The organism is Stenotrophomonas sp. K-6, assembly GCF_056861555.1.
On record NZ_JBSPUC010000002.1, the window covers coordinates 568922 to 587173 of the forward strand.

Below are 18252 nucleotides of genomic sequence, written 5' to 3' on the forward strand. Positions count from 1 at the left end.
GCAGTGAACGATCTTCACAATGCTGACAACGCCGATGCACCGGCCTGCCGAGTTGACGATCATCGTGAAGCCCCGTTTGCCCAGAACCCGCCGTGCTCGCCTCCTGCTGTTGCTGGTGGTGCTCGTCCTGATCGCCGCGATTGTGGCATGGATGCTGCGCAAGCCGGCCGCGCCCGCCCTGGCGACCTCGCCGGTCAGCCGTGGCGATATCGAACAGACGGTGGAAGCCACCGGTGTTATCGACGCCTACAAGCTGGTCAGCGTCGGTGCGCAGGCCTCCGGTCAGATCAAATCGCTGAAGGTCCAGCTGGGCGATACCGTCAAGGAAGGCGACCTGATCGCCGAGATCGACGCCACCACCCAGCAGAACCAGGTACTCAACGCCCAGGCCTCACTGGATCAGGTCAAAGCCCAGCGCGCGGTGCAGCAGGCGAGCCTGCGCGAAGCCGAACTCGAGTTCGCCCGCCAGCAGCAGATGCTGGCCGCCGAGGCCACCTCGCGCGCCGAGTTCGATGCGGCCGACGCCAAGCTCAAGACGGCGCGCGCCCAGATCCAGTCCTTCGATGCGCAGATCACCGGCCGCGAAACCGAGCTGGGCACCGCACGTGCCAACCTGGCCTACACGCGCATCACCGCGCCGATGGACGGCACCGTGGTGGCGGTGGTGGCCGAAGAGGGCCGCACCGTCAACGCCAACCAGACCGCACCGACCATCGTGATGCTGGCCCGCCTGGACTTGGTCACGGTGAATGCCGAGGTCTCCGAAGCGGACGTGGTCAAGATCAAGGCCGGCATGCCGGTGTACTTCACCACGCTCGGGGAGCCGGACCGCAAGTTCCACGCCACGCTGCGCCAGATCAACCCGGCGCCCTCCTCGATCGCCAACGACAGTTCCAGCAGTTCCAGTTCGTCCAGCTCCAGCTCCAGCACTGCGGTCTACTACAACGCGCTGTTCGACGTGGAAAACCCCGACGGCACGCTGCGCATCGACATGACCGCGCAGGTCTCGGTCATGCTCAAGCAGGCCAGGAACGTGCTGATCATCCCGGCCGTTGCGCTCGGGCCGAAGACCCGCGACGGGCAGTACATGGTGCGTGTGGCCGATGCCGATGGCATGCCCACGCCGCGCAAGGTCAAGATCGGCATCAACAACGGTGCCAATGCCGAGGTACTGTCCGGCCTGGCAGAAGGCGACAAGGTCATCGTCGGCGAAGGCGGCGGCGCGCAGGGAGCCGGTAGCGGCAACCGCGGCGGTGGCAGCGTGCGGATCAGCGGCCCCGGCATGGGCGGGCCGCGCCGATGAGCAGCGCCGCCACGGGCACGCCGCTGCTGCGGCTGCGCGACCTGCGCCGCGAGTTCCCGGCAGGCGATGACACCATCGCGGTGCTGCGCGACGTCAACCTGGACATCGCGGCCGGCGAGATGGTCGCCATCGTTGGCCAGTCCGGCTCGGGCAAGTCTACGCTGATGAACATCCTCGGCTGCCTGGACCGACCGACGCGCGGCAGCTACCAGGTCGCCGGCCGCGAGACCGGCCAGATGGAGCCGGACGAACTGGCCGAACTGCGCCGCGAACATTTCGGCTTCATTTTCCAGCGCTACCACCTGCTCGGCGACCTGGACGCACGCGGCAACGTCGCCGTGCCGGCCGTGTACGCCGGCAGCCCGGGCCCGGTCCGCACCGCGCGGGCCGAACAGCTGCTGCAGCGGCTCGGCCTGGGCGACCGCATGAACCACAAACCCGGCCAGCTCTCCGGTGGCCAGCAGCAGCGCGTGTCAATCGCACGGGCGCTGATGAACGGTGGCGAGGTGATCCTCGCCGACGAACCCACCGGCGCACTGGACACGAAATCCGGCGAAGAGGTGATGGGCATCCTCGGCGAGCTGCATGCCGAGGGCCATACCATCATCATCGTCACCCACGACATGAGCGTGGCCGAACACGCCCAGCGCATCATCGAGATCCGCGACGGCGAGATCATCGCCGACCGTATCAATCCGAATGCGCCGAGCTACCGCGCGCAGCGCCAGCCGACCGTAGCGGCCGGCAAGGGCCACAGCTGGCGGGCCGCGCGGGATCGTTTCACTGAAGCATTCCGCATGGCCCTGCTGGCGATGAACGCCCACCGCCTGCGCACCTTCCTGACCATGCTCGGCATCATCATCGGCATCGCCTCGGTGGTCTCGGTGGTGGCGATGGGCAATGGCTCCCAGCAGCAGATCCTGCAGAACATCAGCGCGCTGGGCACCAACACCATCGATGTCTATCCCGGCCGCGGTTTCGGCGACATGCGTTCGGCCCGGGTGCAGACCCTCAAGGCCAGCGACGCCGATGCGCTGGGCCGCCAAAGCTACATCGACAGCGCCACGCCCAGCGTGTCCTCCTCGGTGACCGCGCGTTACCGCAACCAATCGGCCACCGCCCAGGTCAACGGCGTGGGCGAGCAGTTCTTCCGGGTCAAGGGCGTGACCCTGATCGCCGGCAGCTTTTTCGATACCGATGCAGTGCGCAGCCTGGCCCAGGTGGCGATCATCGATGAGAACACCCGCACCCAGTTCTTCCCCAATGGCGAGGATCCGATCGGCCAGGTGATCCTGCTCGGCAACGTGCCGGTGCGCGTGGTCGGCGTGGCCCAGCGTCAGAGCTTCGGCTTTGGTGGCAGTACCAGCCTGAGCGTGTGGGTGCCCTACACCACGGTGATGTCCCGCATGCTCGGCCAGAGCCATGTCTCCAGCATCACCGTCCGCGTGGATGACGCCACCCCGATGGATGCCGCACAGGCTGCGATATCCAAGCTGCTGATCATGCGCCACGGCACCGAGGACTTCTTCCTCAGCAACAGCGCCGAGATCCGCCAGACCATCGAACAGACCACCCGCACCATGACGCTGCTGATCAGTGCGATCGCCGCGATCGCGCTGCTGGTCGGCGGGATCGGGGTGATGAACATCATGCTGGTCTCGGTGACCGAGCGGACCCGCGAAATCGGCGTACGCATGGCCGTCGGCGCGCGGCAGAGCGATATCCGCCAGCAGTTCCTGATCGAGGCGGTGCTGGTGTGTCTGCTCGGTGGCCTGCTCGGCGTCGGCCTGTCGCTGGTGGTCGGCTGGCTGTTCGGCAAATTCGCGCCGGACTTCCAGATGCTGTTCTCGACCGCATCCATCGTGGCCGCCTTTGCCTGCTCCAGCCTGATCGGCGTGGCGTTTGGTTTCCTGCCGGCCCGCAATGCCGCCCAACTTGATCCCGTGGAGGCGCTGGCGCGCGAATGAAGATTTCTCCTGCTCTGCTGCACCCTGCTTCGCTGCGTCCGCTGGCCCTGGCCTGCATGAGCGCGCTGGCTTTGTCCGCCTGTGTCAGCACCGGCCGCTACCAGGTCGACGCGCCGGCAGTGCCGGCCACCTATGGCCGCGGCGATGCCACCCTGAACACCCCCACCGAGGCCGTGAGCGAACAACCGCATGCGGCACCAGCGGATGTCCGCAGTGATGCTTGGTGGACCCAGTTCGGCGACCCCGGCCTGGACCGCGTGATCGATCGCGCCCTGGCTGCCAACACCGACCTGGTCTCGGCGGGGCTGGCCGTGCAGCGCGCGCGCCTGCAGGCCGGGCTGGCCGACAACGCGCTGTGGCCGCAGCCCTCCGGCAGCGTCAGCAGCAGCGGCAATCGCCCCATCGACCAGACCGCGGACTGGAACCGCGGCAGCTCGGCCGGCGTGTCCCTGCAGTGGGAGATCGATCTGTGGGGCCGCTTGCGCACCCAGCGTGACATCGCCCAGTGGGAAGCCCAGGCCAGCCAGGAAGACCTGCAGAACACCGCGCTGCTGGTGATCAGCGACGTGGCCACGCAGTACTGGACGCTGGCCTTCCTCAACCAGTCCATCGCCGCCGGCCAGGCCAATCTGCAGCGCCTGGAGCGCACCCGCGAGCTGGTCCAGGCGCGCTTCGATGCCGGTGCGGTCTCGCGCCTGGAAGTGCGCCAGGCCGCACAGAGCCTGGAGGCGCAGCGTGCCGCGCAGAGCGCGTTGGAGCAGCAGCGTGTGGCCGCGCGCAATGCACTGACGGTGCTGCTGGATGGGCAGCCGCTGGCACTGGCCGACGAGCCGCAGCAGCTGCAGCGCGCGGGCAGCCCGGTCGTGGCCGAAGGCCTGCCGGCCGATCTGCTCGGCCGCCGGCCGGACCTGCGCGCCGCCGAACTGCGCCTGCGCAACAGCCTGAAGACCATCAAGGTCACCGCCACCCAGTACTACCCGGCGCTGAGCCTGACCGGCCGTGTCGGTACCGGTGCCACCTCGCTTTCGGACGTGCTGAAGAATCCGGTCGCCACCTTGGGTGCGGGGTTGTCGCTGCCCTTCCTCAACGTCCGCCAGGCGCAGTTGAACACCCGCCTGGCCGGCACGGATTATCAGATCGCGGCCAACGGGTTCCGCCGCACGCTGTACACCGCGCTGTCGGAAGTGGACAACGCCCTCTCGGCGCGCACCCAGTTCGCCACGCAGGTGGCGGCCTCGCAGGCGTCCTACGACGAAGCGGTGGAGATCGAGCGGATGTACGAAGTACGCTACCGGGTCGGCGCCACCGACCTGCGCACCTGGCTGGAAGCCCAGCAGACCCGGCGCGATGCCGAGCTGTCACTGGCCTCGGTGAGGCAGCGGCAGTTGATCAACGATGTGACGTTGTTCAAGGCGCTGGGCGGAAGCGCAGGATGATCTCCCCGTAGAGCCGACCGTTGGTCGGCTCTACCCGCAAGCGCGCGGCTTACAGCCCGCGCTGACGCACGGCTTCGAACAGGCTCACGCCGGTGGCGACGGAGACGTTCAGGCTCTCGATATCACCCGGCATCGGAATCTTGACCAGGCCATCGCAGTTTTCGCGGGTCAGGCGGCGCAGGCCGTCGGCTTCGCCGCCCAGCACCAGCGCTACGTTGCCCTTGAGGTCGATCGCATACAGCGACTCGGTGGCTTCACCGGCCAGGCCGTAGATCCACACCCCCAGCTTCTGCAGGTCTTTGAGACAGCGCGAGAGGTTGGTCACCTGCACCACCGGGATGCGGTCGGCCGCGCCGGCCGAGGTCTTGCGCACGGTCGCATTGACCGAGGCCGATTTGTCCTTGGGAATGATCACCGCCGTGGCACCGGCCGCCGCCGCGCTGCGCAGGCAGGCGCCGAGGTTGTGCGGGTCCTGGACCTCGTCGAGGATCAGCAGCAGGGCCTTGCCCTCGGCCGCTTCGACCAGCCCTTCCAGCTCGTTCTCGCCCCAGGTCCGAGCGGCCTGGTAGCGCGCCGCCACGCCCTGGTGACGCACCGAACCGCCCACACCGTCCAGCGCCTGGGTGTTCACCTTGCGCACGTCGATGCCCTTGCGGCGTGCGTTTTCCTCGATCTCGGTCAGACGCGGGTTCTTCGCACCAGCCTCGATGAGGACCTCGCGGACGTTCTCGGCATCATTCTCGATCGAAGAGGCGACGGCGTTGACGCCGACGATCCACTGGCTTTGCTTGCTCATTGCGGGGGGCGGGACCGGTAAAGGGGTTGGTAATGGTAGAGCATCAAGGCCCACCCTGCCCTGCCGGGCGTTCAGCCCGGCGGCCACTCCGCGGTGTCGTGGTCCGGATGCTGGCGGGAGACGATGTGCAGCAGGAAGTCCCCGGCCTCGGCGTCCTCCTCGCTGCGCAGCGCGCTGAGCGAGCCCAAGGCATCCACGAACGCAAGCTTGGCCTCGATCCCGTACTGGATCGTCGGCGGCACGCGGGCCGGCTCGTCGAAGGCGCCGGCCGCGACGGCCATGCCATCCGGGGCTTCATAGGTCAACGGGGTGCCGCACGCGGCGCAGAAGCCACGCCTGACCATGTTGGACGACTGGAAACGCCGCGGCTCGCCGCGGGTCCAGCGGAAGTCACTGCCACGGACCGAGACCAAGGGGGCGTAGTACGCGCCGAAGGCCTTCTGGCACATCCGGCAATGGCAGATCGAACTGTGGGTCAGCGCGCCGACCAAATGGAAGCGGATCGCGCCGCACTGGCAGCCGCCGCTGTATTCGGGGAGGGACGGCATGGGATTGCTCCGATGAGATCCAAGGGACAGCCCGTCCAGCAAGCGTTGGCGGGTAGCCAGCGTGCCGACCCAGGGTCGGCACCGGCCGCGTACCGGCCGTGGGCCGGTACGCGTCGATCAGTACTTCTGTTTCTGGCGCTTGGCCGGCTGGCCGCGCGGCGGCAGTTCCGGCACCGAATCATCCTTCTCTTCGACGAGGCGGAAGTCGATCTTGCGCTCTTCCATGCTGGCCTTGAGCACCAGGATCCGCACCCGGTCACCGAGTCGGTAGATCTTGCCGCGGCGCTCACCGTTGAGCGTTTTGCGCACCGCGTCGAACTGGTAGTAGTCGTGCGGCAGCTGGGTCACGTGGACCAGGCCGTTGACCTTGGATTCGTCCAGTTCCACGAACAGGCCGAAGCTGGTCACACCGCTGATCACGCCATCGAACTGGCCCCCCACGTGCTTCTCCATCCACGCGGCGCGGTAACGCTCGTCCACTTCGCGCTCGGCTTCATCGGCACGGCGCGCACGCTCGGAGCACTGCAGGGCCAAGGCGGCCATCTCACGCGGCGAGTAGGTGAACTTCTCCGGCGCGGCCCCGCTGAGCGCGTGCTTGATCGCACGGTGCACCAGCAGATCGGGGTAGCGGCGGATCGGCGAGGTGAAGTGGGCGTACGCATCCAGCGCCAGGCCGAAGTGGCCGAGGTTGTCCGGCGAGTACACCGCCAGGCTCTGGCTGCGCAGCAGCACCGATTCCAGCAGCGCTGCGTCCGGACGATCACGCACCTTCTTGAGCAGCTTGGTGAAATCGGCCGGCTGCACCTTCGACCACGGCGGCAGGCTCAGCTTGAATTCCTTCAGGAACTCCAGCAGATCGGCGTACTTGGATTCCGGCGGGCGCTCATGGTCACGGAACGGCGCCGGCACCTGCTTGGCCAGCAGGTAACGCGCGGCCTGCACGTTGGCCGCGATCATGCATTCTTCGATCAGCTTGTGCGCATCGTTGCGCACCATCATCCCGGCCTGGGTGACTTCGCCGGTGTTGTCCAGCACGAAGCGCACTTCGGAGGTTTCAAACTCGATCGCACCGCGGCGGGTACGCGCCTTGGCCAGCACGTGATACAGCTGGTACAGGCGGTCGACCTGCGGCATCAACGGACCGATCGCCTTGCGCGCGGCCGGGTCGTTCTCGCCCACCGCTTCCCAGACCTGGTTGTAGGTCAGGCGCGCATGCGAGTTCATCACCGCTTCGTAGAAGCGCGAATGGATGACCTCGCCTTCACGGTTCACCTGCATGTCGCAGACGAAGCACATCCGGTCGACCTTCGGCATCAGCGAGCAGATGCCGTTGGACAGCGTCTCCGGCAGCATCGGCACCACGAACCCGGGGAAGTAGACCGAGGTCGCGCGCTTCTGCGCTTCATCATCCAGCGGCGTACCGGGACGCACGTAATTGGAGACGTCGGCGATCGCCACGACCAGGCGGAAGCCTTCGGCATTGGGTTCGCAGTAGACCGCGTCGTCGAAGTCCTTGGCATCCTCGCCATCGATGGTGACCAGCGGCGTATTGCGCAGGTCTTCGCGGTGGCCGATCTGTTCCGGTGTGACCACCATCGGCACGGCGGTGGCTTCAGCCAGCACTTCAGCCGGGAACTCGAACGGCAGCTCATGGCCGTGGATGGCGGTTTCCACCACCAGCGAGGCCGTCAGCTTGTCGCCGAGTACGGCGATGATGCGGCCGATCGGCGGGCGGCGGGTGTCCGGCGCCTGGGTCAGCTCGCAGACCACCAGCTGGCCATCGCGGGCATCGCCGGTCTGGTCGGGGGGAATCTGCACGTTGCGCTGCACGCGCTTGTCGTCGGGCACCACGTAGTTGATGCCGAACTCGACGCTGAAGCGACCGATCAGGCGGCTCATGCCACGCTCAAGCACACGCGAGATGCTCGCCTCGCGGCGACCACGACGATCGATGCCGGTCACGTTGACCAGCACGCGGTCGCCATGCAGCACCTTGCGCATTTCGAACGGCGGCAGGAACAGATCGTCGCCACCCTCGACCGGGCGCAGGAAGCCGAACCCTTCCGGGTTGGCGATCACCACGCCGGTGATCAGATTGACGGCCTGGAGCGGCGCGAATCCGCCACGGCGGTTCTGCACCAGCTGGCCGTCACGGCACATCGCCCCCAGGCGCTTGCCCAGGGCATCGGCGCGGTCCGGCTCGGTCAGGCCGAGGTGGATGGCGATCTCTTCGGCGGTCTGCGGGCCATCGCAGCGGTCCAGCAGCTGCAGGATCGCCTCACGGCTGGCGATCGGCTGCGCATAGCGCTCGGCCTCGCGGGCGGCGAACGGGTCCACCTGGACCTCACCGTCCAGCGGCGTCGGGTGCGGGCGGCGACGGGTCGGGATCGGCCCGGCATGCGCGGGCTTGGGACCCCGCTTGCTGCCGCGCGACGGCTCAGGCGTGTTCAGGGATTCGGGCATCCAGGGTGGCAGCTTGCCGGCCTTCTTGGCGGCAGCGCGGGGCTTGCCCGACGGACCGGCTGCCTTCTTGGGCGCCGGGGACTTGGGGGCTTTCGCGCCCTGGGTCGGTTTCTTTGGTTTCATTGACCTCAATAGTAACCGCTGCGCGTGTGCAGAACCGGTCAGCGGCGCGCCTGTGCAGGATTGTGAAGAAATTTCACAAAACCGTTGACAACCCGCGGAGACATGCCCAGAATTCGCCCCCTGAGTCGCCCAGGTGGCGGAATTGGTAGACGCACTAGCTTCAGGTGCTAGCGGGGGCAACTTCGTGGAGGTTCGAGTCCTCTCCTGGGCACCATGACTCAGAAAATGATCAAACCCGCGCAAGCGGGTTTTTTCGTTTCTGGCGCCCTGCATCCGCCACGCACGATTCGCGCGTCACCGTGGGCGATGGCGCTGCATCGAGCGACGAACAAAAATTCCTGCGACATCCTGTTGACACACTCGCGGTTCTCCCGCAGAATTCTCTTCCTGAGTCGCCCAGGTGGCGGAATTGGTAGACGCACTAGCTTCAGGTGCTAGCGGGGGCAACTTCGTGGAGGTTCGAGTCCTCTCCTGGGCACCATGACTCAGAAAATGATCAAACCCGCGCAAGCGGGTTTTTTCGTTTCTGCGGTTCGTCACTGCGTGGCTCTGCCCTGCGCAGTGCGTAACGCGCGAGGCGCGTGGCATCAACACGACGATGACGCGACGACTGGCGACTGACGGAAAATTTCCCACGCGATCCTGTTGACACATTCCCGGTTCTCCCGCAGAATTCTCCTCCTGAGTCGCCCAGGTGGCGGAATTGGTAGACGCACTAGCTTCAGGTGCTAGCGGGGGCAACTTCGTGGAGGTTCGAGTCCTCTCCTGGGCACCATGACTCAGAAAATGATCAAACCCGCGCAAGCGGGTTTTTTCGTTTCTACCGTCCGGTAACAAAAAAAAACCCCGCCTTTCAGCGGGGTTTTTCGTTTCAACACATCAGGCTCTCAATGCCCACCGGCCGAGGCAGCGCCTGCCCCTGCACCGAACGGCGGCTTGGCCAGCCACAGGAAGGCGATGATGGCCAGGAAGATCCAGCCCAGCAGGAAGAAGATGTCGTTGAAGCCCATCTGCGAGGCCTGGTGGTTGATCATGTTGTTGAGCGCGGCCGCGCCATGCTGCAGGTCGCCCTGCCCCATCGCGGTCACCTGGTCCTGCATGCCCGGGGTGTAGCCGGAGATGTGCTCGGTCAGATGCGCGTGGTGCTCCTGGGTACGACGTGCCCACAACCATGTCGTCAGCGAGGCGGCGAAGCTGCCGCCCAGCGTGCGCAGGAAAGTGGCCAGACCTGAGCCTGCGGCGATCTCGCGTCCGTCCAGATCCGACAGCAGGATCTGCAGCACCGGCATGAAGAACAACGCCACACCGATGCCCATGATCAGCTGGATGCCGGCCACGTGGCCGAAGTCCACCTGCAGGTTGAAGCCCGAGCGCAGGAAGCTGGTGAAGGACAGGAAGATGAAGGCGATCGTGGCCAGCATGCGCATGTCGAACCGCGAGGCGTACTTGCCCACGAACGGCGTCATGATCACCGGCAGCACGCCGATCGGCGCGGTCGCCAGACCGGCCCAGATCGCGGTGTAGCCCATGTCACGCTGCAGCCACTGCGGGATCAACAAGGCCACGCTGAAGAACGCCGCGTAGGCCACCACCATTGCCAGCGTCCCGGCGCGGAAGTTGCGGTGCCGGAACAGGCGCAGGTCGACGATGGGATCCTTGTCGGTCAGTTCCCAGATCAGGAACACCGCCAGCGCCACCACCGACACACAGGCCAGCACGACGATCTTGGTCGAACTGAACCAGTCTTCGTCGTTGCCCAGATCGAGCACCAGCTGCAGCGCGCCCACACCGATCACCAGGGTGATCAGGCCGACATAATCCATCTTCGGCTTTTCAACATGTTCGGGGCGCCCCTTGAGCTGGTTGCCCACCACCAGCGCAGCGAAGATGCCCAGTGGCACGTTGATCAGGAAGATCCATTCCCAACTGTAGTTGTCGGTGATCCAGCCGCCGAGGATCGGGCCGGCGATCGGCGCGACCACGGTGATCATGGCCAGCAACGCCAGCGCCTGCCCGCGTTTCTCACGCGGATAGAGCGAGACCAGCAGGCTCTGGGTGATCGGGTACATCGGCCCGGCAACGAAGCCCTGGATCGCACGCGAGACAACCAGCATGCCCATGCTCTGGGCCAGGCCGCACAGCAGCGAGGCCAGGGTGAAGGCCAGCGTGGCCCACACGAACAGCTTGGTCTCGCCGAAGCGGCGGCTGAGGTAGCCGGTCAACGGCAGTGCGATCGCGGTGCTCACCGCGAACGAGGTGATGACCCAGGTGGCCTGCTGCGAACTGGCGCCGAGATTACCGGCGATGGTCGGCAGCGAGACATTGGCGATGGTGGTGTCCAGGACCTGCATGAACGAGGCCATCGCCAGCCCTGCGGTACACAGGGCGACGTTGGCCGGCCGGAAGGCCATGCCTGGCGCCGCGGGGGCGCCCGGCGCGGCGGGTGCTTGTGCGGACATGGTGGCCTCAGCTCGCCTTGGCCTGCTGCGGCAGGTTGCTCTGGATGATCTGGTGGATCACATCGTCGGCGCTGTGCAGCTGCTTGGCGTAGACGTCGGTATCGAACACCTGGCCCTTGGCGGTTTCGGTCGGCAGCACGGTGCCCTTCTGGTCGCGCAGGCTCACTTCGGCCTTGATCGACAGCCCGATGCGCAGCGGATGTTCGGCCAGCTGCTTGGCATCGATGGCGATGCGCACCGGCACGCGCTGCACGATCTTGATCCAGTTGCCGCTGGCGTTCTGCGCCGGCAGCAGCGAGAACGCCGAGCCGGTGCCCAGGCCGAGGCTGTCGATGCGGCCCTTGTAGGTGACGTCGCCGCCGTACAGGTCCGAACGCAGCTCCACTTCCTGGCCCAGGCGCATGTGGCGCAGCTGGGTTTCCTTGAAGTTGGCTTCCACCCACATCTGCTCGGTCGGCACGACGGCCATCAGGGCATTGCCCGGCTGCACGCGCTGGCCGACCTGCACCGAACGACGCGCCACGTAACCGGTGACCGGCGCGACGATGCCGGCGCGGGCATTGTTGAGGTACGCCTGGCGCAACTGCGCGGCGGCGGCCTGCACGTCCGGCTGGGTCGCGATCACGGTATCATCCACCAGCGCGTTGCTGCGCTCGAAGGTTTCGCGCGAGCCGGCCACGGCCGCTTCGGCAGCCGCCAGTTCGGTGCGGGCATGTGCCAGCTCTTCGTTGGAGATCGCGCCGGTGCTGGCCAGATCCTTACGGCGGTTGAAGTCCTCGCGCACGCGCTTGAGGGTCACCTGGCGCGCATTCAATTCGGCCTGCGCGCCTTCTACGCTGCGGTACAGACCGCGCACCTGGCGGACCGTCTTGGCGAGGTTGGCTTCGGCCTGCTGCAGAGCGACTTCGGTGTCGGCCGGATCCAGCTGGACCAGCAGCTGGCCGCGTTCGACGCGCATGCCGTCATCGGCGTTGATCCCGACCACGGTGCCGCTGATGAGCGGCGTGATCTGGACCTGGTTGCCCTGCACGTAGGCATCGTCGGTTTCTTCGAACCAGCGGCCGAACATGAAGTACCACAGGGCCAGCGCGGCCAGCAGCAGCACCACGATGACCAGCAGGCCGCGCAGCAGCTTGCCGCGACGGGAGGGAGCTGCCTTCTCGGCAGCGGGGGCGGAGGTCTGACTCATGGGGATGACTCTCAGGAATGCGAGGATTCGGGGGTGGCGGCGACCGTGGCGGCATCGCGGGTCGGGGTGAAACCACCGCCCAGCGCCTGGCTCAGGCGGACCGAAACAAGGATCTGACGCGACTGCAGACTGGCCAGCCGCTGCTGGGCGACCAGCAACTGCTCTTCGACGCTGAGCACATCCAGGTAGCTGCCGATGCCGGCGCGGTAGCGCTGCTCGGCCAGGTCGTGAGCGGCACGCGCGGTGCTGACCGCCTGGGCCTGGGCACTGGCCTGGTCGGCCAGCGAGCGCACCGCATTGACCTGGTCGGCGACATCGCGCAGCGCGTTGAGCACGGACTGGTTGTAATCGGCCACGGCCAGGTCGTACTGCGCGTCGGTCTTGCCCAGGTTGGCGCGCAGGCGGCCGCCATCGAAGATCGGCAGGCTCAATGCCGGGCCGAGGAAGGCGAACGTGGAGCCACTCTTGAGCAGCTGGTCCACTTCACTGGAGACCACGCCGCCCAGAGCGGTGAGGTTGAGGCTGGGATAGAACGCGGCCTTGGCCGCGTGGATCTCGCGGTTGGCCGCTTCCACGCGCCAGCGCGCGGCGACGATGTCGGGGCGACGGCCGAGCAGCTCGCTCGGCAGTACGCCGGGCAGCTGCAGCGCCAGCGGATTCAGCACTTTCGGGCGGTCGATCTGCAGACCGCGATCCGGGCCCTGCCCGACCAGCGCGGCGAGCGCAGTGCGCGCTTCGTCGATCTGCTGCTGCGCGGCCTGCTGTTGCTGCTGCGCGGCCGGAATGCGGGCTTCGGCCTGGCGGGTCTGCAGGTCGCTGTCGATGCCGGCGGCACGCCGCTGGCGGGTCAGCTCCAGCGTCTTCTGCGACCGCGCCAGTTCTTCGCTGGCCACGTCATGCAACGTCCAGGCGTAGCCCAGCTGCGCGTACGCCTCGGCGATGGCGGCCGAGAGATTCAGGCGTGCGGCCTGGGCGTCCACTTCGGCGGCGTGGCCGCTGTCCACGGCCGCTTCCCAGGCGGCGCGCTTGCCGCCCCACAGGTCGATGCCGTAACTGAAACTCAGGTAGGCCTGGCCACTGCCGGCGTAGCTCCCGCCGAGCTCGTCACCGACCATCGATTCGGGCAGACGCACGCCAGTGTAGCCACCAGAAGCGGACACGCTGGGCAGGCGATCAGCGCGTGCAGTGCCAATCTGGGCACGTGCCTGGCGCAGCCGCGCATCGGCCGCGTCCAGCCCGGGATTGCGCTGCAGGCCTTCGGCGATCAAGGTGTCCAGCTGGGGATCGCCCAGCGCGCGCCACCAGTCGGTGGCCGGCCAGCCGGGCTGGCTCAGACCGTTGGCGGCCAGGGTGCGCTGGGTCTGCAGGCTGTCTGCGTCGAGCAGGCGGCCCTGCGGCTCCAGGCCGCGGCTGCTGGCACACGCGGCCAGCGCAAGCGCCAGCACGGAGACCAGTACCGGCCGCAGCGGGCGCAGCGAATAAGAGGGTTCAAACGTCGAAGTCATGGGGTTACAGTGAGTCGCGTACACGGGTCATGAGGGAAAGCAGCTGCGCGCGTTCGTCCGGAGACAGATCACGCATGGCATCGTCAATGGTCTGGTCTCCCCGCTGTTTGAGGCGTGCCCACAACTGGCGGCCCGGCTCGGTCAGCACGATCTGCAGGGCCCGTCGGTCCTGGGCATGCGGTTCGCGCCGCACGCAATCCAGGGCTTCCAGCTTGTCCAGCAGGCGGGTGACCGCGCTTGGCACCTGGTCCAGAGCCTGGGCCAGCTCGTTGGCGGTGCACGGGGCACGGGCCGCGAGCACCTTCAGGCCGAGATAGTGGGTAAAGCCGATACCGAGGTTTTCCTCGGCCATCGACGTGTCCAGCTGACGGACCAGGCCATCGCGCACTTGGCGCAACAGGAGTCCGAAGCTGGGGGGATGGGCATCAGGACAGATCATGGGTGAGCATTCTCTTCCAAAAAATATATTTCTCAATAGAAATATTCAATCCGGAATCAAATGCTGTGTTGCAACATTCAGAACAGTGGGCAGGCCGCTACCTTAATGGCGCGCCCGACTGGCCCGGTATTACAATTTGGACAATGGATAACACTTTCAGGCCAGCGCTGGAGACAGAGGCCACCCAGATGATCCGCAACCAGGTGCTGGACTGGTTCGAGCGGGATGACGGGTTGGGCGTGCTCGGCTTCCGCATCGAGAGCCCCAAGGGACTGGAACGCGAGATCGACTGGCACCAGCACCGGCGCGCCCAGTTGATCTGCGTGGAGGCCGGGCTGCTTACCACCCGCACCCGCCACGGCACCTGGTCACTGCCGCCCGGCTGCGCTGGCTGGATGCCGCCCGGGGAGCCGCACACCGTGGATATCTGCGGGCCGCTGCGTGGCTGGGGCGTGATCGTCAGCGCGGCAATGGCCTGCGATCTGCCCGACGAACCCTGCGTGCTGGCCATTTCTGATCTCCTGCAGGCGCTCTCGCTGCGCGTCACCGCATGGGTGCCAGCGGCCGAGCCCACCCTGCGCCAGCAGCACATGATCGAGGTGCTGCTGGACGAAATCCGCAATGCCCCGCGGCAGCGCATGCACCTGCCGATGCCGCAGGACCGGCGCCTGCTGCGGATCGCCTCGCAGCTGATCGCCAACCCGGCCGACGCGCGTAGCCTGGACCAGTGGGCCCAGTGGGCGGGGCTGTCGCCGCGTACACTGACCAGGCACTTCCGCGATGAAACCACGCTCAGCTTTGCGCAGTGGCGCCAACAGGCCCGGCTGGCCGAGGGGCTGCGCCGGCTTTCCGACGGCCAGAGCGTGTCCGATATCGCGCACGAACTGGGGTTCAGCAGTCCCAGCGCCTTCGTCACGGTGTTCCGCCGCCACTTCGGCAGCCCGCCCGGGCGCTATCTGGCGCGCAGTGGACACCCCCTCAACCCATCACGCGGCTTGGCATCCCCGGCCGCATCCGGATAATCGTCCGCCTGCGAGGGCGACAGCCGTCGCCGTCCCTTGCCACAGGTAACAATCCCGCATGACCGATCTTGCCCGCCCCGCGTTCCACGGCTTTGAACAGCTGCCCCTGCGCGAGTACGCCGAACGGGCGTACCTGGACTACTCGATGTACGTGGTGCTCGACCGCGCACTGCCGTTCCTCGGCGACGGTCTCAAGCCGGTGCAGCGCCGCATCATCTATGCGATGAGCGAGCTGGGCCTGAATGCCGCCTCCAAGCCGAAGAAGTCCGCGCGTACCGTCGGTGACGTGATTGGTAAGTACCATCCCCACGGCGACAGTGCCTGCTACGAAGCACTGGTGCTGATGGCCCAGCCGTTCTCATACCGCTACCCGCTGATCGAAGGCCAGGGCAACTTCGGCTCGACCGACGATCCCAAGTCGTTCGCGGCGATGCGCTACACCGAGTCCAAGCTGACCCCGATCGCCGAAGTGCTGCTGGGCGAGATCAACCAGGGCACCACCGACTGGACGCCGAACTTCGACGGCACGCTGGAAGAGCCGACCTGGATGCCGGCACGCCTGCCGCACCTGTTGCTCAACGGCACCACCGGCATCGCCGTGGGCATGGCCACCGATGTGCCGCCGCACAACCTCAACGAGATCGTCAGCGCGCTGCTGCACCTGCTCGACGATCCGGATGCGACGGTCACCGACCTGTGCGAGCACGTGAAGGGTCCGGACTACCCGAGCTTCGCCGAGATCATCACGCCGATCGCCGATCTGCGCACCATGTACGAGACCGGTTACGGCAGCGTGCGGGCGCGCTCCACCTTCCTGAAGGAGAACGGCAACATCGTGATCAACGCGCTGCCGTTCCAGGTATCGCCGTCGAAGGTGATCGAGCAGATCGCCGCGCAGATGCGCGCCAAGAAGCTGCCGTGGCTGGAAGACATCCGCGATGAGTCCGACCACGCCAACCCGGTGCGCGTGGTACTGGTGCCGCGCTCCAACCGCGTGGACGCCGAGCAGCTGATGGGCCACCTGTTCGCGACCACCGACCTGGAGCGCAGCTACCGGGTCAACCTCAACGTGATCGGGCTGGACGGCCGCCCGCAGGTCAAGAACCTCAAGACCCTGCTCAGTGAGTGGCTGCAGTTCCGCGGCACCACCGTGACCCGCCGCCTCAACCACCGCCTGCAGAAGGTCGAGCGTCGCCTGCACATGTTGGACGGCCTGCTGGTCGCCTTCCTCAACCTGGATGAAGTGATCCACATCATCCGCACCGAGGACGAAGCCAAGCCGGCGCTGATCGCGCGCTTCGCGCTGAGCGAGGAACAGGCCGAGTACATCCTGGAAACCAAGCTGAAGCAGCTGGCCCGCCTGGAAGAGATGAAGATCCGCGGCGAGCAGGATGAGCTGGCCAAGGAGCGCGACAAGATCGTCGGCATCCTGGAGAGCAAGGCCAAGCTGAAGAAGCTGATCCGCGACGAGCTGGTGGCCGATGCCAAGAAGTTCGGCGATGACCGTCGCTCGCCGCTGGTGCAGCGTGGCGCGGCGCAGGCCATCGACGAGACCGAGCTGGTGCCGAGCGAACCGATGACGGTGGTGCTCTCGGAGAAGGGCTGGATCCGTGCGGCCAAGGGCCACGACATGGACCCGTCCACCCTGTCCTACCGCGATGGCGATGCGCTGCTCGGCTCCGTGCGCGCACGCAGCACGCAGCAGGTGGCATTCCTGGACAGCGAGGGCCGTGCGTACTCGACCCTGATCCACACCCTGCCCTCGGCCCGTGGCAACGGCGAGCCGCTGACCGGTCGCTTCTCGCCGGCCCCGGGCAGCGCCTTCATGACACTGGCCAGCGGCGAGAACAACACGCGCTTCGTGCTGGCCTCCACCCACGGCTATGGCTTCGTGACCCGCTTCGAGAACCTTACCGGCCGCAACAAGGCCGGCAAGGCGATGCTCAACCTGACCTCCGGTTCCAAGGTGCTGACCCCGGCCGTGGTCGCAAATCCAGAGACGGACCGCATCGTCGCCGTGACCAGCTCGGGCAATCTGCTGGCGATCGCCGCCAGCGACCTGCCGGAACTGGACAAGGGCAAGGGCAACAAGATCATCGACATCCCCAAGGCCAAGCTTGCCACCGAGCGCGTGGTCGCGGTGGTGTCGGTGGCGCCGGGCAACACGCTGCTGGTGCGCAGCGGCCAGCGCACGATGAACCTGTCCTTCAAGGACCTGGACACCTACCTGGGGACCCGCGCCACCCGTGGCCATCTGCTGCCGCGTGGCTGGCAGAAGGTAGAAGGCCTGGCGGTGGAGTAAACGTCGCGGTGTCGAGGTGAATCGGAACGGCCGGGGAAACCCGGCCGTTTTGTTGCGCCCACAGAAAAGGCCGGGTTTCCCCGGCCTCTCTGTTCGAATCAACGTCAGCTGGCTGGCAGAGGCTGGCGGGCGGACGAGGGTTCAGCAGCTGGCTGGCGAAGGCTGGCTGGCAGGCGGAACCCGATGCTGCACTCAGTGCGCAGCCGTGCCCTTCGCATCCATCTTGCTGGTCTGGTACAGCGCCAGGCCGATGCGCTTGATCAGCCCCAACTGTTGTTCCAGCCACCAGGCATGGTCTTCTTCGGTGTCCTTCAACTGGACCAGCAGCATGTCGCGGCTGACATAGTCCTGGTGCTGTTCGCACAGCTTCATGCCGGCAGCCAGGTTGTTGCGGACGCTGTACTCGGTCTCCAGATCCTTCTGCAGCATCTCTTCCACGGTCACGCCGGGCTCGAACCCGTGCGGGCGCATGTCCGGGTCGCCGCCAAGGAAGAGGATCCGGCGCAGCAGCGCATCGGCGTGCTGGGTCTCTTCTTCCATTTCGTGGTTGAGGCGCTCATAGAGCGCGAACAGGCCCTGGTCTTCGTAGCGGCGCGAATGGATGAAGTACTGGTCGCGCGCGGCCAACTCGCCACGCAGCAGTTCCTTCAAGCAGGCGATGACGTCCGGGTTGCCTTTCATGGGGGGGGCTCCTGATGAA

Annotated in this window: 13 protein-coding genes and 3 tRNA genes; 8 read left to right on the forward strand and 8 right to left on the reverse strand. The window is 66.6% G+C overall.

The features are described 5' to 3' along the window. Positions 1-34: 34 nt before the first annotated feature. Genes AC13F7_RS08025 through AC13F7_RS08035 form a run of 3 tightly spaced genes read left to right on the forward strand, consistent with a single transcriptional unit; the run spans position 35 to position 4706 of the window. Positions 35-1303 (forward strand): efflux RND transporter periplasmic adaptor subunit, encoded by a 1269-nt coding sequence (locus AC13F7_RS08025; RefSeq protein ID WP_483000122.1) that lies wholly within the window; start codon positions 35-37, stop codon positions 1301-1303. Next, positions 1300-3270 (forward strand): MacB family efflux pump subunit, encoded by a 1971-nt coding sequence (locus tag AC13F7_RS08030; RefSeq protein ID WP_481470461.1) that lies wholly within the window; start codon positions 1300-1302, stop codon positions 3268-3270. The genes AC13F7_RS08025 and AC13F7_RS08030 overlap by 4 nt, the downstream gene beginning before the upstream one ends. After that, entirely contained in the window at positions 3267-4706 is a 1440-nt protein-coding gene (locus AC13F7_RS08035) for an efflux transporter outer membrane subunit (RefSeq protein ID WP_482999793.1), read from the forward strand. The genes AC13F7_RS08030 and AC13F7_RS08035 overlap by 4 nt, the downstream gene beginning before the upstream one ends. Positions 4707-4755: 49 nt before the next feature. Here AC13F7_RS08035 and rlmB read toward each other — a convergent pair whose 3' ends face one another. The 3 genes from rlmB to rnr form a co-directional block, all read right to left on the reverse strand. Further along, positions 4756-5502, reverse strand: a complete 747-nt coding sequence (rlmB, locus tag AC13F7_RS08040; protein WP_019184367.1) for a 23S rRNA (guanosine(2251)-2'-O)-methyltransferase RlmB — start codon at positions 5500-5502, stop codon at positions 4756-4758. A 71-nt stretch (positions 5503-5573) separates the two neighbouring features. Further along, on the reverse strand, positions 5574-6050 hold the full coding sequence (locus AC13F7_RS08045) for a GFA family protein (protein ID WP_482999794.1): 477 nt from the start codon (positions 6048-6050) through the stop codon (positions 5574-5576). A gap of 117 nt (positions 6051-6167) precedes the next feature. Then, a complete protein-coding gene (gene rnr / locus AC13F7_RS08050; RefSeq protein WP_482999795.1) occupies positions 6168-8636 on the reverse strand; it encodes a ribonuclease R in 2469 nt (822 codons plus the stop codon). Positions 8637-8763: 127 nt separating this feature from the next. Between rnr and AC13F7_RS08055 the strand changes: the two genes are divergently transcribed. The 3 genes from AC13F7_RS08055 to AC13F7_RS08065 all read left to right on the forward strand — a co-directional run bounded on the left by AC13F7_RS08055 (position 8764) and on the right by AC13F7_RS08065 (position 9411). Then, positions 8764-8850 (forward strand) — tRNA-Leu (locus AC13F7_RS08055). Positions 8851-9030: 180 nt separating this feature from the next. Continuing rightward, a tRNA-Leu gene (locus tag AC13F7_RS08060) sits at positions 9031-9117 on the forward strand. A gap of 207 nt (positions 9118-9324) precedes the next feature. Continuing rightward, positions 9325-9411 (forward strand) — tRNA-Leu (locus AC13F7_RS08065). 112 nt (positions 9412-9523) lie between these two features. Here the strand turns inward: AC13F7_RS08065 and AC13F7_RS08070 are convergent. From AC13F7_RS08070 to AC13F7_RS08085, 4 genes are read right to left on the reverse strand one after another with little or no spacing between them, the layout of a single operon-like run. Then, a complete protein-coding gene (locus tag AC13F7_RS08070) occupies positions 9524-11095 on the reverse strand; it encodes a DHA2 family efflux MFS transporter permease subunit (protein WP_346473109.1) in 1572 nt (523 codons plus the stop codon). Between the two features lie 7 nt (positions 11096-11102). Then, the gene (gene emrA / locus AC13F7_RS08075; protein WP_019184371.1) at positions 11103-12284 is read right to left on the reverse strand and encodes a multidrug efflux MFS transporter periplasmic adaptor subunit EmrA; all 1182 of its coding nucleotides are present in this window, start codon (positions 12282-12284) and stop codon (positions 11103-11105) included. A gap of 11 nt (positions 12285-12295) precedes the next feature. Beyond that, the gene (locus tag AC13F7_RS08080) at positions 12296-13789 is read right to left on the reverse strand and encodes an efflux transporter outer membrane subunit (protein ID WP_482999796.1); all 1494 of its coding nucleotides are present in this window, start codon (positions 13787-13789) and stop codon (positions 12296-12298) included. A 4-nt stretch (positions 13790-13793) separates the two neighbouring features. Next, positions 13794-14228, reverse strand: coding sequence for a MarR family winged helix-turn-helix transcriptional regulator (locus AC13F7_RS08085; protein WP_482999797.1), 435 nt, complete (start codon positions 14226-14228; stop codon positions 13794-13796). Positions 14229-14371: 143 nt separating this feature from the next. On the opposite strand from AC13F7_RS08085, the gene AC13F7_RS08090 reads away from it, so the two are divergent. Next, positions 14372-15250 carry an AraC family transcriptional regulator gene (locus AC13F7_RS08090; RefSeq protein ID WP_481470599.1) on the forward strand — a complete coding sequence of 293 codons (879 nt, stop codon included), beginning with the start codon at positions 14372-14374 and terminating at the stop codon, positions 15248-15250. Positions 15251-15308: 58 nt separating this feature from the next. Then, entirely contained in the window at positions 15309-17552 is a 2244-nt protein-coding gene (gene parC, locus AC13F7_RS08095) for a DNA topoisomerase IV subunit A (protein WP_481470598.1), read from the forward strand. A gap of 192 nt (positions 17553-17744) precedes the next feature. Here the strand turns inward: parC and bfr are convergent, their stop codons facing one another. Next, positions 17745-18233 (reverse strand): bacterioferritin, encoded by a 489-nt coding sequence (gene bfr, locus AC13F7_RS08100; protein ID WP_346473102.1) that lies wholly within the window; start codon positions 18231-18233, stop codon positions 17745-17747. Between the last annotated feature and the right edge of the window lie 19 nt (positions 18234-18252).